The sequence below is a fragment of the Acinetobacter sp. CFCC 10889 genome (assembly GCF_003268395.1).
GTDB lineage: Bacteria > Pseudomonadota > Gammaproteobacteria > Pseudomonadales > Moraxellaceae > Acinetobacter.
Genome location: NZ_LQXQ01000005.1, coordinates 60,010 through 73,710 on the forward strand (window position 1 = coordinate 60,010; position 13,701 = coordinate 73,710).

Here is a 13,701-nt window from a genome sequence, read left to right on the forward strand (position 1 = left end):
GTAAATCTAATTACAATAATAATGATAATAATTCCTATTAAGTTTAACTAGAACCTATCTATTTGCTTTATATTTAACCAAACGTTTAAATTTTTAAGGTTGTTTTAAGTTTTATAATTTTTTAAATAAGTAAAATACTGCCTCTAAAATATTCACTCATAAAAAAAGCTCCTCGATTTGAGAAGCTTTCTAAAATATTTTCAAACAAAATTATTTGAAATATGCACCATCTGCTTGGCTATGGTCAGTTTGATCCACCACACGTGCTAGTTCAGGAACATGTTCTTTTAGTGTCGTTTCCACACCTTGTTTCAACGTCACATCAATCGCAGAACAACCTTGGCAACCACCACCAAATTTAAGTACTGCAGTTAAGCCATGTTCTTCATCTTCAACAACTTCAACCAATGCACAGTTACCGCCATGCCCAGCCAAACCTGGATTGATTTCTGCTTGCAATACATAAGTAATACGTTCTTCAATCGATGCATCAGGACCAACACGAGGTACTTTTGAATTCGGCGCACGGAATGTTAACTGCCCACCAAAGCGGTCTTTGTTGTAGTCAATCACCGCATCTTTTAGATATGGTATTGATGGTGAATCGATAAATGCAGGAAATTCTGCATATTCTTGACGGTAATCAGTTGCAATCACTTCTTCAGGTGCGCTATATGCCATACAACATTCAGCACGTGGCGTGCCTGCATTTTCTACAAACACACGAACGCCAATGCCTGGAGTATTTTGTTTTTCCAATAATTCTTTCAAATACTCTTGCGCAGTTGGAGTAATCAATAAATTTGGAAGTTCTTCTGCAACTGCAGTATTGGTGTTCTCAGTCGACATAACTCTATCCTCAAGCTGAAGTCGGTATTTTAACTGAAGATGAGGACGAATAAATAAAAATCAACTAAAATTGTCGGAATTGATGAAAAACAACATGATTTAATCGCAATTAATGGCATGATTGCTGTTAAATTGATCTTCTAACTTTGCTTAGTGAACACTTATGCTGCATTTACCTTTTAATCACACGATTACCATTATCTTAATTACCGTGGTCATCTCCTTGATTGCTTTTTCAAAACGTCCAGTAATGGATCGTCTTATTTTTTGGCCACCTGCGATTCAACAAAAATCACAATATGACCGCTTTATCTCACATGGTTTTATTCATGCTGATGGTATGCATCTGTTATTTAACATGGTTACCTTATTCTTTTTTGGTAGCATCATTGAAAGTTTTTATCGCCAATATCTCTATGACTTAGGCTTTGTCTTATTTTATTTGGGTGCATTAATCTTTGCAATTTTACCAAGCTATTTAAAGCATAAAAATGACAGTCAATGGGCGAGTTTAGGTGCTTCGGGTGCGGTCTCTGCGGTATTATTTGCCTATATTTTATTTCAGCCGTGGAAGTTGATTTTTGTCTTTTTCATTCCTGTTCCTGCGATTATTTTTGCCGTGCTCTATGTCGGTTATAGCATTTGGTCAGGTAAAAAGGGCAATTCGAATATCAATCACAGTGCGCATCTTTGGGGTGCTGCTTATGGTGTTGTCATGACGATCATCATTGAACCAAAAGTTATTCCTCATTTTTTCAATCAATTAATGCAATTACCTTTCTAATTTTGATGTCAAAATCACATCTTAAGTTGAATATTAGCCACATTTGAATGACTAATATTCGATTTAAATGTCTAGAAACGAATCCATAAACCAAGTTTAGCAACAGGAATCCATTTTAAAGAGCTACTAAAAAGTTCTTTTTCAACACGAAGTGCTTCACCCAGTGTCGTTGTTTGGTCTATATCTTGAACTGAAGTATTACCATTTTCAGGATAATATGAGACCTGTGCTTCACCTGCGTACATTGCGCCCAATTGTGTTGATAAGCCCCAGCGTTTACTGAGGTTTGGACTCCAACCAATACCAACATATGGCAAAACTTTTTTATCAAAACTTACATCAAGTTTGACATTTCCGACTGTGTTAGCATCAAAAATTGCATGATTAAACTCATATTCAGGTCGCTCTCCATCATCTAAGTAAAAATCACTTGGAGAATACTGCCCTTTAAAATTAATATCTTGATTATACAGACCTAGCGAAATATGAAATGCACCTGCAAAAGGTCGAATATTTGCAGCAAGATATTGAACTTTGCTGTCATAGTCCACTTGATCGACTTTCATACCACTTGTTAATTCAAAATCTAAACCTTCAGCATTGTATTTACCGCCGTTATAACCTGCGACAATGTCTAGATATGAATTAACAGAAAAACCTGCACCAACTCCAAAACCTAACAAACCAGCTTCTGCAAAAACGACAAAAGGTTTTGCATTTTCTGCATACGCTAAACCTAAAATACGGCGCTCAGAGGCTGTATCGGCTACTGCTGCTACATTTTCAACCGTGGTCACAGCTTGGGGTGGCATTTCAACAGGTACAATGACTGATGTTTGTTCAGCAACAGTAGGCGCTAAAGTTGAATTTTCGACTATTTCAGTTTCAACAGGTGCTACAACCGCCTTTATAATGGGCTTTGATTCATGAATAATCAATTCAGCATTCGCACTAGTCGCCAACAATAAGCTAATACTTGGAAGAATATATTTCATATTACATTCTCCTTAGAATGTATAGCCCATATTAACCATGAAACCTTTTAAATCATTGTCAGTATATGTATAGGTTGCTCCAATGCGATAGTCTGAAATCCATGCATTCGGTTTCAGGTTTTTAAAGCCAATCGATGCAGAAATGTCATGTGACACTTCGGTATATAACTCATCCCCATGAAAATCGGTACGTGCCAAAGAGACTTTCGCAATCAATGGGCTATTATTAATACTACGCTTTAATACTTGGCTATATTCCACGCCATTACGCAGTACAGTATTTTTTAAATCATAATGGGTTTCATAATCACCAATTTGAATCGAATCGGTTTTATACACGGTCGCCATATTAATAATATTAATAGATGCATCCCAACTTAAAGGAAACTGTAAATTACTCACCAAACCACCACCATAAATGATCGCAGCTGAACCTAAATCCTCTGAACCTGTCGCACCAACACGTACTTGTGGCATCACGAACCAAGTTAAATCTTTATTCTCATAAGCTTTAACATTTACCCCGACACCTAGGTTAATACTTCCAGAATACGCGCCTTCTGTATCCACCAATGTGATCGGTGCATCAATAGCTAAACCAATCTTATTACCAGCAAACCAATGACTATAGGTTAATGGCAGGTTATAAACATCTATTCCATAATCCCCTTGAGTATAACGTCCAAAACGCGGTGCAATACCAAAACTAGAACGTGAACCTTCGGTTTTTGCACCCAGTGCATGATTTGAAGTCATATCAGACATTGCATCTGTCGTACTGACACTCATCGTACTCATCAGACTATTTGGGTTACCTGCCACTGGATCAATCGCTGTATTTTTAACCCATTCTTTCGTCAGCGCTTTTAATATATAACTATCTTCACCTTTGAGTGCATTCAAAAATTCTTCTTTGGCTTGCTCTCGTGTACCCCCTACTGCACCATAGGTTTTATGAATACCTAAAGATGGAATACTAAATTGTAATTGAGGTGAATCTTTTGCAAATTCTAATTGTGTATTTACACCTCTTAGATTTAATGCAGAATGTGCATAAGTCGTTTCTGTATAATTTGGAAATAATAATTTCATATTGGTTGATGCATACTGATCAATCGCATCACTAATATTGCTATATCCTTGTGTTTGATAACTTCCTTGATCTACATTAATTTGAGCAAAAAATACATCTTTTGCTTGTGTACTACTTATGACAAAACATGCCAAACCAGCAACTAAATATGCCCCGAATTGAATTTTCATAAATTTCTCACAGATTCTTACATCAAATTTCCCCACACTCAATGTATTGTTTTATCAAAATTATTCTATTCCTCAAATGAGGTATTTACATGCAAATTCATTGTAAATATGTCAGATAATAGTCAACATCACAGCCTAAATTTCTCTACTATCCTATTATTTTAAATCATGCTAAAAATTACAATTTCATGTAAAAAATCCGCTATTATTTTCCTAAATTTAAGGTATTTATAAAGAATAAACTATGATCAAGGAATGAAAACATGAAAAAAATATTTAGCTTGTGTACTGCTATTTTTTTAATTTCACTGAGTGCTTGTGCTGTACGCACACCCGCAGGAAGTGTTGTCATAGACCCTGATGGACATCATCATGACCACGATCGTGGTGGTTTTTGCCCACCTGGACAAGCAAAAAAAGGACGTTGTTAAAACCTAAGCCTCTTTTTTTAGAGACTTTTGATCATTTTGACCTCAAATAATTTTATTGAAAAGTGATCTATTTTGGCAGAAATTGCCACCAGATATTTAAACTTGGCGTGGATAATGTATACATCTGTATATTAATGATGAAAAAATAGAGATTTTTTGCATGCCCACTCCACTTGACGGTTTACAATTCCCCATTGATCCTGAAACTCAAAAAGTTAGCACCTCAACACTCGGTAAAGAAATTATTGCAGCAGCATTGTCATTGGTTGATCAAGACAGTGCACAAAAAGTTTCAGACGAGAAAAACTGGCGTAAAAACTATCCTCGACATTTTAAAGCATTGGTTTCTCAAGGCATTCGTTCAATCAATGCGCCCATTACCATCGCCAAACAAGGCTTAGCTAAAGCACAAAATAGTTTTGATTTTTATCGTGATGGGCAGCGTTATCTGCTTAAAGATGTCATGACTGTGCCTAATATTCAGTCTTTACATACTGTTCGGTTTCAAGGACAAAGTACTGCCGCTCCTGAGTGGTATGTACCTTATCATGGACAAAAATTGCAAGGACAAGCTCTACTGGATCAAATCCAAACATGGGAAAATAATGGCATTATTGAACCAAGCCATGCCAAGGCTTTACGTAATGTCATTGCACATCCAGAATGGTTTGATTTGTCTAATCGGAGCATGGTCTTGTTTGGTGCAGCATCTGAAGCTGGTCCACTCACTTGGCTCGCAAAATGGAAAGCCAATATCATTGCCATTGATTTACCTAATGCTAAAGTTTGGGAGAAAATCCTCAATACAATCCAACACGGCAATGCAACTTTATATGCTCCAAGCACTGAAGTATTGGCTGAAAATTTATCAATCAATGAACTTAAAAATAAGCTCGGTGCAAATCTACTGACCCAAACACCTGAAATTGCTCAATGGTTAGCACAAAATCCTCATACTTTAGATTTGGCTGCCATTGCTTATCTCGATGGTGAAAAGCATGTGCGTGTATCAATGGCGATGGACAGCATCATGAGCTATGTCAGCACACAAAAGCCTGATAGCTCGTTGATGTATATGTGCACACCGACCGATGTCTATGCTGTACCCAAAGAAGTGATTCAAGCTGCGACGGATAAACATCAAACCCGTTCTCAAGTTGAAAAATGGCTGAGTAAAAGCATTGCAACAGTATCCTTGAAGCAATTATTTAAAGCCAATAATCAGCAATTGATCAACTCTGATAATGGACACAGTTATGGCATTGCAGACTGTTTAGTCGTTGAACAAGGTCCAAACTATGCTTTGGCAAAACGTATTCAACAATGGCGAGCAACATTAGCACGTCATCATGGACAACATGTTAGTATTAATATTGCACCATCAACAACCACTGTTTCAGTAACGAAAAATCCATTACTCAAAGCAGCATTTAACGGTGCGAGTTTATTTGATGTAGAAGCCTTTGCACCTGAAACCACCAATGCCATCATGGCTGCGCTGTGGATTCATGATTTACAAAATCCTGATGCTGTCGCAAATCCTGACACTCAGATCGAGCATCCTTTGGAACTGATTATGGATGGGGCAAATCATGGTGGCTTATGGCGTGTCGCATATTTAGCACGTACTGCCCTGCCTTTTGCAGCAATTTATGGCTTTGCCAATGAAAAGTTGCCAATCAAACGAGTGTTTGGCAAATTAAGAAAATAAGTGCAAAAATAAAAAACGCTGCAATCGCAGCGTTTTTTATTTTAAATTCAAAGATTAGAAGACTTTTAATAACAACCAGTACAGTGCACCTGATAAACAGATTGTTGCAGGCAAAGTGAAAATCCATGCTGATAAAATCGTTTTCACTGTCGCAAAATTCAATCCTGATTTATTGGCAACCATGGTACCTGCAACCGCAGAGTTTAATACATGTGTGGTTGATACAGGCATACCAAAACCATCTGCTGCTGCAATTGTTGTCATTGCAACCAACTCAGCAGACATCCCTTGACCATAGGTCATATGATGCTTACCAATACGTTCACCCACAGTGACAACGATACGTTTCCAACCCACCATTGTTCCAAGACCAAGTGCTAATGCCACGGCAACTTTAACCCAAGTAGGAATATACTGTAAGAAAGAGTCTAAATGACTACGATATTCTTTGACTGTTTTCGCTTGTGCTTCACTCATTTCAGGCAACTGCTTCGCTTTGTCTAAGCGTTTGAATGCTGTTGTACTCAAATACATATCATTACGTAATGATGAAACTTCAGTTTCAGGAATATCTTTTAAATCACCAAACTTACCTACACGATCACCCAAATGGTCAGTCAAACTTGCCAGAGCTGGCACAACTTCTGGTGTAAGTTCTTTAGTTTGAATATATTTGGTAATGGTATTACGCGCTTGTTCATCTGAAATTTCTGCATGTTGCGTATAAATTGCAGTTGCAGTTTGCTCAGATAATTGTGAGAAAGACTGTAAATGTTGCTGATCTAGGTTTTTATTCAGTGAATAAGCCAATGGTACAATCCCGATCAAAATCAACATGATCAAGCCCATGCCCTTTTGCCCATCGTTTGAACCATGCGCGAAACTTACACCTGTACAGGTAAAAATCAAAATTGCACGAATCAATGGTGGAGGTGGCTTATTCCCTTCTGGTGGTTGAAACAACTCAACTTGTTTCTTGAAAATCTTTTTCACCAACAAGAATACAACTGCTGCAAAAGCAAAACCAATCAAAGGGGAAAATAGTAAAGCTTTACCCACTTTCATCACTTGATCCATGTCTACACCACTTGCACCACTCGCTGAGTGCAAAATGTAGTTCATAATGCCTACACCTAAGATCGAACCGATCAAAGTATGCGAGCTTGATGCTGGAATCCCTAAGAACCAAGTGCCTAAGTTCCATAGAATAGCCGCGATCAACATCGCAAACACCATAGCGAAGCCTGCGCCACTGCCGACATTCATGATCAGTTCAACTGGAAGTAATGCAATAATGCCGTATGCCACAGCACCACTCGCAACCATCACCCCAAGGAAGTTACAGAAACCAGCCCACATCACTGCTACAGGTGCAGGAAGTGCATTGGTATAAATTACGGTTGCTACAGCATTGGCAGTATCATGGAAACCATTTACAAACTCAAAGCCCAACGCAATAAATAAAGCTGTCGCAAGTAAGACAACTGAATATAAGCTCAAAGGTGGAACATGAGCTAAATCAGCAGAAAGCTGAACACCAATATAAATTAGTGTCGAAATAATAATCGTTAAAAACACCGGCATAAAAAACTTGGGTGTCGGAACATGCACATTCGTCGACTTACTTGAATGTGACGATGGTGATGAATCTGAAACGGGTGGTAAATTAGAATTCATGCAGACGTTTTAAGCGGATGATAGAATGCGCTTATTGTTCAATTAAATTATGACAATTATATGACAAACAGCTGTCATATAAAGCAACATTTTTGTTTAATTGCATGGATAAAAATTACCTAAAAATATCCACATCTGATATTTAATTATCAAAAATCAAAATATTAGCCCCTATTCAACTTGCAATTTATACCACTTTAAACATTTCCACCATTTGAAATATTTGTAATATTTGCAATAAAAAAGTGCATCTTATTTTATAGGGGTATAATATTTTATAGAAGTGCTATGACATTATGATGAAAATTCAAACAAAAGTACGTCTTCTACCATTCCCGACCAAAGCAAAAAATATTTTCCACCATCAAGTGCTATGAATAGCAATAAAACTGATGTGAATTCTGCTAACATATATGCCGATTTTATATTCCATCGGATTGGGTTATTTATGTCCACGCTTACCACCCTAAAAGAGCTACTTGCTCAACGGATTCTGATTATTGATGGTGCAATGGGTACCATGATTCAGCGTCATAAACTAGAAGAAGCCGACTATCGTGGTGAGCGTTTTGCCGACTGGGCATCTGACCTTAAAGGCAATAATGACCTTTTGGTGTTGACTCAACCGCAAATCATTCAGGGTATTCATGAAGCGTACTTGGATGCGGGCGCTGACATTATCGAAACCAACTCTTTCAATGGTACAAAAGTTTCAATGTCAGATTATCACATGGAAGAATATGTCCATGAGATCAACTTTGAAGCAGCACGCATTGCCAAAGCGGCGTGTGAAAAGTATTCAACCCCTGACAAACCACGTTTTGTGGCAGGGGTGCTTGGTCCTACATCACGTACCTGTTCGATTTCTCCTAATGTAAATGACCCTGCGTTCCGTAACATTACTTTTGATGAACTCAAAGAAAACTATATAGAAGCTGCGCATGCCCTGATTGAAGGTGGTGCAGACATTCTCCTGATCGAAACTGTATTTGATACCCTGAACTGTAAAGCAGCAATTTTTGCTGTTAAAGAAGTGTTTAATCAGCTTGGTTATGAATTGCCACTGATGATTTCAGGCACGATTACCGATGCTTCAGGTCGTACATTAACTGGTCAAACTGCAGAAGCATTCTGGAACTCAGTCCGTCATGGCGATTTATTGTCGATTGGTTTTAACTGTGCGCTTGGTGCAGATGCTATGCGTCCACATGTCAAAACTATTTCCGATGTTGCTGATACCTTCGTTTCAGCGCATCCAAATGCTGGCTTACCGAATGCTTTTGGTGGTTATGATGAAACCCCTGAAGAAACAGCAGCATTCTTAAAAGAATTTGCGGAAAGCGGTTTGATCAATATTACAGGGGGCTGTTGTGGTACCACACCTGATCATATCCGTGCCATTTACAATGCAGTCAAAGACATCAAACCTCGCCAAGTTCCCGAAACCAAGCCTGCATGTCGTTTAAGTGGTTTAGAACCGTTTAACATTACCGCTGATTCATTATTTGTGAATGTCGGTGAACGTACCAACGTCACAGGTTCTAAAAAATTCTTACGTTTAATCCGTGAAGAAAATTTTGCTGAAGCTTTAGATGTGGCATTGCAACAAGTGGTTGCAGGCGCACAGGTGATCGACATTAACATGGATGAAGGGATGCTCGATTCGCAAGGTGCGATGGTGCATTTCCTCAATCTGGTTGCGTCTGAACCTGAAATTTCTAAAGTGCCAATCATGATTGACTCATCAAAATGGGAAATCATTGAAGCAGGCTTAAAATGCGTTCAGGGTAAACCTGTAGTGAACTCGATTTCCCTTAAAGAAGGTTATGACGAGTTTGTACAAAAAGCACGTTTATGTCGCCAATACGGCGCAGCGATCATCGTCATGGCATTTGATGAAACTGGTCAAGCAGATACCGCAGCACGTAAGCGTGAAATCTGTAAGCGTTCTTATGATGTGTTGGTAAATGATGTTGGCTTCCCTGCTGAGGATATTATTTTCGATCCAAACGTGTTTGCAGTGGCAACAGGGATTGAAGAACATAACAACTATGCAGTTGATTTTATTGAAGCGACAGGTTGGATTAAACAGAATCTGCCACATGCGATGATTTCAGGTGGTGTATCAAACGTATCGTTCTCCTTCCGTGGCAATGAGCCTGTGCGTGAGGCGATTCACTCTGTATTCCTTTATCACGCCATCAAACAAGGCATGACCATGGGGATTGTAAATGCCGGTCAGATGGCGATTTACGATGACATTGACCCTGAGTTAAAAGCTGCGGTTGAAGATGTGATTCTGAATCAGAATCAAGGTGAAAGCCATCAAGAAGCAACTGAAAAACTTTTGGAAGTCGCTGAAAAATACCGTGGTCAGGGTGCAGCGCAAAAACAGGTGGAAAATCTGGAATGGCGTGGACTTCCTGTCGAAAAACGTCTTGAACATGCTCTTGTTAAAGGCATCACCACTTTTATTGATGAAGATACTGAAGAAGCACGTTTAAAATCTGCTCGTCCACTCGATGTGATCGAAGGTCCACTGATGGACGGTATGAACGTGGTCGGTGACCTGTTCGGTTCAGGTAAAATGTTCCTCCCACAAGTGGTGAAATCTGCCCGTGTAATGAAGCAAGCTGTGGCTTGGCTGAACCCATTTATTGAAGCTGAAAAGTCTGGCGGTCAGTCTAAAGGTAAAGTCCTGATGGCAACCGTCAAAGGCGACGTACATGATATTGGTAAAAATATCGTGGGCGTGGTTTTAGGCTGTAATGGTTATGACATCATTGACCTTGGTGTGATGGTGCCTGCTGAGAAAATTTTACAGACTGCAATTGATGAAAATGTCGATATTATCGGTTTGTCAGGTTTGATTACACCGTCGTTGGATGAAATGGTTTTTGTTGCCAAAGAAATGCAACGTAAAGGTTTCCATGTGCCATTGTTGATTGGTGGTGCGACAACGTCTAAAGCGCATACCGCTGTAAAAATTGATCCGCAATATTCAAATGATGCGGTGATTTATGTAGCTGATGCATCACGTGCTGTAGGTGTTGCAACAACTTTACTTTCTAAAGAAATGAAGCTGAAGTTTGTTGAAGAAACCCGTGCGGAATATGAAAAAGTCCGTGAACGTATTGCCAACAAACAGCCAAAAGCTGCCAAACTGTCTTATGCAGAATCGATTGAAAATGGTCTGAAAATTGACTTTGCAGCGAATAAACCTGTGAAGCCAAACTTCATTGGTACGCAAACCATTACCAATTATCCACTAGAAACTTTGGTGGAATATTTTGACTGGACACCATTCTTCATTTCGTGGAGTCTGGCAGGTAAATTCCCGAAAATTCTGACGGATGACGTGGTGGGTGAAGCTGCGACTGATTTATATAATCAAGCGCAAGATATGTTGAAAGATATTATTGAAAATAAACGCTTTGATGCACGTGCTGTATTTGGCATTTATCCTGCTAACCGTTCTGCGGCTGATTCTGTTGAGGTGTATACGGAAGATGGTCAATCAGTGACACATACATTCCATCATATCCGTCAGCAGTCTGACAAAGTGACTGGTAAACCAAACTTGTCATTGGCTGACTTTGTGGCGACTAAAGATCAAGCGGAAGACTGGTTAGGTGGTTTCACCGTGTCGATCTTTGGTGCGGAAGAAATGGCGCATGAATATAAAGCCAAAGGTGATGACTACTCTGCGATTCTTGCGCAATCTTTAGGTGACCGTTTTGCTGAAGCATTTGCGGAGCATTTGCATGAGCGTATCCGTAAAGAGTTCTGGGGCAACCAAGCTTCTGAAAGTTTAAGCAATGAAGAGTTGATTAAAGAGAAATATGTCGGGATTCGTCCTGCACCAGGCTACCCTGCGTGTCCTGAACATTCGGAAAAAGCGTCTTTGTTTGACTGGTTAGGTTCTACCGATAAGATTGGTACGCAATTGACCACGAGTTTTGCGATGTGGCCACCTTCATCTGTCAGCGGTTTCTATTATGCGAACCCTGAATCTCAATACTTTAACGTGGGTAAAATTGCTCAGGATCAGCTTGAGGATTATGCGAAGCGTAAGGGTTGGACAATGGATGAGGCGAAGCGTTGGTTAGCGCCAAATTTGGATGATTCGGTTCAGTAATTTATAAATCCTCCCCAACCCTCCTTTAAAAAAGGAGGGAGTAAAAAAGCCCTCAAGTTGTGGGCTTTTATTTTTTAATCTCCCTAAATCCCTCTTTTAAAAAGAGGGACTTTCGCGTATCCAATGACTTACGTGACAACTCCTCCCTTTTTAAAAGGGAGGTTGGGAGGGATTAAATAGATATAAAAATACACCTTGAATTTTCTATTAAAACAACAATATAAAAATCAATCAAACTATTGAAAAACACTGACTTATGTTTGTATATAAATATCGTGGCGGAGCTTTTGAAAGGGATTTAGAATCTTTAAAAAATGATACGTTTTGGGCTTCAAATACAAGCCAACTTAATGATCCTTGCGAAGGACTCATTTTAATTGATGATTATCAAGAACAAATAGAAAATTTAAAAAAGATTTTTTATCAACATTCGGATAATTTAGCCTTAATTGAACAAAGTTTTCAAAACATCATTAATATGAAAGATACCAAACTCGGTATTTTCTCTTTAAGCAAACGTTATGACGATGAACTTTTATGGGCTCACTATGCCAATAGTCATAAAGGCTTTTGTATCAAATATGATTTAGATCAGCTCTTAGCAAAACAAAATCCTAAACATCGATTTTTTGATATTCAATATTCAGATAAAGTTCAAAATTTAGATTTTTCTCAAATTCTAGATCAAGATGATCCTGACCATCTAGTAAAAAAAAATGCTTGGATACAAATCACAGAGATGGGAATATGAGCAAGAATTAAGAATCATCACAGAAAATCAAGGCATTAATTCTTATGACTATAGAGCAGTCGAAGCAATTTATTTTGGATTAAAAACTCCGAATGAAGAAATTGAACAAGTCATGGAAACATTGCAAGGACGTAATATCAAATATTTTCAAATGTACTTAAAACCAAATTCTTTTCAATTTAAGGCTAAACCTATAGAAGATAAATTTCCCACAAATGTAAGATACAAATATTCAATATCTAATATTGCCCATTTGGCTGTTGATCCATCAACTCTAAAATCAGAGTATCTAACTTTTGCTCCTTACTTACAAAAGTTAGCAGAAATTATTCGCAGAGAACCTGATTGTTATGAAGTAAGTTATATTGACCTAAGCCATACTAAAAGCACTTTGACCAATCCTATCTTTTTTGCACAGTATAAAACTACTGAAAACGATTTATTTGTCCATACAGTCCATTACTCCACAGAGAAAATAGATCAAGAATATGGAAAAATTACAGACTTGTAATAATAAATCCCTCCTAACCTCCCTTTTTAAAGGGGAGGAACTCCACGAATCCAATACCATCATAAAATTCGCATGAAGTCCCCCTTTATCAAAGGTGAGAAACTACGTTTCGCAAGAGGGGGATTCTAACTGCATTTGAACCACCTCAAAAACCTTTTCAACCACCCCATCAACCTCATTCAAAATCTGTAAATTATCAAACCTCAATACTTTCAACCCTAACTGAGCCAAAGCCTCATCCCTCATCCGATCAGCTTCTAAGCCATCCTCTGAATAATGCTGACGACCATCACACTCAATCACTAAATTTGCAGATGGACAATAAAAATCCACGATGTAATTTAAAAGCGGTTTCTGTCTATAGAATTGCAAACCTAAAATCTGCTTATTCCTAAGCTTTGACCACAACAGCTTTTCTACATCCGTCATATTATTACGAAGATCACGAGACGCTTGTTTCAAGTTTTTATTGTAAGGTTTCATTATTATTCTCAAATATTCTAATTTCTCCCTAACTCCCTCTTTAATTTTAATAAAGAGAGCTCTTAAAGGAGTTCAGATTTCAAATAAGTGTACCTAAAACAAGAAAAA

At 38.3% G+C, this 13,701-nt stretch carries 11 protein-coding genes; 6 read left to right on the forward strand and 5 right to left on the reverse strand.

Annotated features, from left to right (window positions below):
• Positions 1 to 210: 210 nt before the first annotated feature.
• Positions 211 to 849 (reverse strand): Fe-S biogenesis protein NfuA, encoded by a 639-nt coding sequence (gene nfuA / locus AVJ19_RS02940; protein WP_111858321.1) that lies wholly within the window; start codon positions 847 to 849, stop codon positions 211 to 213.
• 163 nt (positions 850 to 1,012) lie between these two features.
• Between nfuA and AVJ19_RS02945 the strand changes: the two genes are divergently transcribed.
• Positions 1,013 to 1,633 (forward strand): rhomboid family intramembrane serine protease, encoded by a 621-nt coding sequence (locus tag AVJ19_RS02945; protein ID WP_111858322.1) that lies wholly within the window; start codon positions 1,013 to 1,015, stop codon positions 1,631 to 1,633.
• A 71-nt stretch (positions 1,634 to 1,704) separates the two neighbouring features.
• Here AVJ19_RS02945 and AVJ19_RS02950 read toward each other — a convergent pair whose 3' ends face one another.
• Together AVJ19_RS02950 and AVJ19_RS02955 are read right to left on the reverse strand one after the other, a co-directional pair.
• Complete coding sequence (locus AVJ19_RS02950; protein WP_111858323.1) at positions 1,705 to 2,628, reverse strand: hypothetical protein; 924 nt, start codon at positions 2,626 to 2,628, stop codon at positions 1,705 to 1,707.
• Positions 2,629 to 2,640: 12 nt separating this feature from the next.
• A complete protein-coding gene (locus tag AVJ19_RS02955; protein ID WP_111858324.1) occupies positions 2,641 to 3,891 on the reverse strand; it encodes a hypothetical protein in 1,251 nt (416 codons plus the stop codon).
• Between the two features lie 263 nt (positions 3,892 to 4,154).
• Here AVJ19_RS02955 and AVJ19_RS02960 point away from each other — a divergent pair, with 263 nt between their 5' ends.
• Entirely contained in the window at positions 4,155 to 4,322 is a 168-nt protein-coding gene (locus AVJ19_RS02960) for a hypothetical protein (protein ID WP_111858325.1), read from the forward strand.
• A gap of 160 nt (positions 4,323 to 4,482) precedes the next feature.
• On the forward strand, positions 4,483 to 6,033 hold the full coding sequence (locus AVJ19_RS02965; RefSeq protein ID WP_111858326.1) for a hypothetical protein: 1,551 nt from the start codon (positions 4,483 to 4,485) through the stop codon (positions 6,031 to 6,033).
• Between the two features lie 54 nt (positions 6,034 to 6,087).
• Here the strand turns inward: AVJ19_RS02965 and AVJ19_RS02970 are convergent, their stop codons facing one another.
• Positions 6,088 to 7,710 (reverse strand): inorganic phosphate transporter, encoded by a 1,623-nt coding sequence (locus AVJ19_RS02970; RefSeq protein ID WP_111858327.1) that lies wholly within the window; start codon positions 7,708 to 7,710, stop codon positions 6,088 to 6,090.
• A 448-nt stretch (positions 7,711 to 8,158) separates the two neighbouring features.
• Here AVJ19_RS02970 and metH point away from each other — a divergent pair, with 448 nt between their 5' ends.
• The 3 genes from metH to AVJ19_RS22430 all read left to right on the forward strand — a co-directional run bounded on the left by metH (position 8,159) and on the right by AVJ19_RS22430 (position 13,110).
• Entirely contained in the window at positions 8,159 to 11,848 is a 3,690-nt protein-coding gene (metH, locus tag AVJ19_RS02975; RefSeq protein ID WP_111858328.1) for a methionine synthase, read from the forward strand.
• 256 nt (positions 11,849 to 12,104) lie between these two features.
• A complete protein-coding gene (locus AVJ19_RS22425; RefSeq protein WP_228203270.1) occupies positions 12,105 to 12,599 on the forward strand; it encodes a DUF2971 domain-containing protein in 495 nt (164 codons plus the stop codon).
• Positions 12,565 to 13,110 (forward strand): hypothetical protein, encoded by a 546-nt coding sequence (locus AVJ19_RS22430; RefSeq protein ID WP_228203271.1) that lies wholly within the window; start codon positions 12,565 to 12,567, stop codon positions 13,108 to 13,110. The genes AVJ19_RS22425 and AVJ19_RS22430 overlap by 35 nt, the downstream gene beginning before the upstream one ends.
• A gap of 102 nt (positions 13,111 to 13,212) precedes the next feature.
• On the opposite strand, the gene AVJ19_RS02985 is transcribed toward AVJ19_RS22430, so the two are convergent.
• Positions 13,213 to 13,593, reverse strand: coding sequence for an endonuclease domain-containing protein (locus AVJ19_RS02985; protein WP_111858329.1), 381 nt, complete (start codon positions 13,591 to 13,593; stop codon positions 13,213 to 13,215).
• Between the last annotated feature and the right edge of the window lie 108 nt (positions 13,594 to 13,701).

Excerpts from the sequence above, each read along its gene's own strand:
- nfuA (WP_111858321.1), bottom strand. The coding sequence starts at position 849 with ATGTCGACTGAGAACACCAATACTGCAGTTGCAGAAGAACTTCCAAAT.
- AVJ19_RS02945 (WP_111858322.1), top strand. The coding sequence starts at position 1,013 with ATGCTGCATTTACCTTTTAATCACACGATTACCATTATCTTAATTACC.
- AVJ19_RS02950 (WP_111858323.1), bottom strand. The coding sequence starts at position 2,628 with ATGAAATATATTCTTCCAAGTATTAGCTTATTGTTGGCGACTAGTGCG.
- AVJ19_RS02955 (WP_111858324.1), bottom strand. The coding sequence starts at position 3,891 with ATGAAAATTCAATTCGGGGCATATTTAGTTGCTGGTTTGGCATGTTTT.
- AVJ19_RS02960 (WP_111858325.1), top strand. The coding sequence starts at position 4,155 with ATGAAAAAAATATTTAGCTTGTGTACTGCTATTTTTTTAATTTCACTG.
- AVJ19_RS02965 (WP_111858326.1), top strand. The coding sequence starts at position 4,483 with ATGCCCACTCCACTTGACGGTTTACAATTCCCCATTGATCCTGAAACT.
- AVJ19_RS02970 (WP_111858327.1), bottom strand. The coding sequence starts at position 7,710 with ATGAATTCTAATTTACCACCCGTTTCAGATTCATCACCATCGTCACAT.
- metH (WP_111858328.1), top strand. The coding sequence starts at position 8,159 with ATGTCCACGCTTACCACCCTAAAAGAGCTACTTGCTCAACGGATTCTG.
- AVJ19_RS22425 (WP_228203270.1), top strand. The coding sequence starts at position 12,105 with ATGTTTGTATATAAATATCGTGGCGGAGCTTTTGAAAGGGATTTAGAA.
- AVJ19_RS22430 (WP_228203271.1), top strand. The coding sequence starts at position 12,565 with ATGCTTGGATACAAATCACAGAGATGGGAATATGAGCAAGAATTAAGA.
- AVJ19_RS02985 (WP_111858329.1), bottom strand. The coding sequence starts at position 13,593 with ATGAAACCTTACAATAAAAACTTGAAACAAGCGTCTCGTGATCTTCGT.